At 60.8% G+C, this 804-nt stretch carries 1 protein-coding gene; it reads right to left on the bottom strand.

Features of this window, described 5'->3' with window-relative positions; all coding sequences use genetic code 11:
* Window positions 1–795 carry an MlaE family ABC transporter permease gene (locus tag CG716_RS29395; RefSeq protein ID WP_234818099.1) on the bottom strand — a complete coding sequence of 265 codons (795 nt, stop codon included), beginning with the start codon at window positions 793–795 and terminating at the stop codon, window positions 1–3.
* Between the last annotated feature and the right edge of the window lie 9 nt (window positions 796–804).

Genomic DNA, 804 nt, shown 5'->3' on the forward strand with positions numbered 1-804 from the left:
CTATCCGGACAGGTTGAAGTTGCCGTTGGAGCCGTAAATGGCTAGGGAGACCAGCAAGGTGACCGAGACGACCACGATCAGGGAAGTGCGCACCGCATTGCCGACCGCGACCCCGACCCCGGAGGGCCCGCCGGTGGCGAAGTAGCCGAAGTAGGTGTGGATCAACAAGATCGTGATCGCCATCAACACCGCCTGCAAAAAGCTCCACAACAAGTCGATCGGGTTCAAGAACGTATTGAAGTAGTGGTCATACAAGCCACTGGACTGACCGAACAACACCACCGTCGTGAACTGGCTGGCCACAAACGACAAGATCACCGCGATCGAGTACAGCGGGGTGATCGCCACCATCCCCGCCACAATCCGGGTCGAGACCAAGTATTCGACGGGGGGAATACCCATCGACTCCAACGCGTCGATCTCCTCATTGATCCGCATCGCCCCCAGCTGCGCGGTCACACCGGCGCCGAAGGTGGCGGCCAACCCGATCCCGGCCACCACCGGCGCACTGATGCGCACGTTGATGAACGCCGCCAGGAAGCCGGTCAACGCTTCGATGCCGATATTGCCCAGCGAGCTGTAGCCCTGTACCGCCAACGTGCCACCGGCAGCCAGCGTGAGGAACCCGACGATGACCACGGTGCCGCCGATCATCGCCAACGTGCCCGCCCCCATCGAGATCTCCGCAATCAAACGGATGATCTCTTTGCGGAAATGCAGTGCGGCATGCGGAGTACCAGCGATCGCCCGCCCATAAAAGATTGTGTGATCACCAATACGACCAAACGTCCCCAACGGACGCCG

This window comes from Mycolicibacterium sphagni (assembly GCF_002250655.1).
GTDB classification, from domain to species: Bacteria; Actinomycetota; Actinomycetes; order Mycobacteriales; family Mycobacteriaceae; genus Mycobacterium; species Mycobacterium sphagni.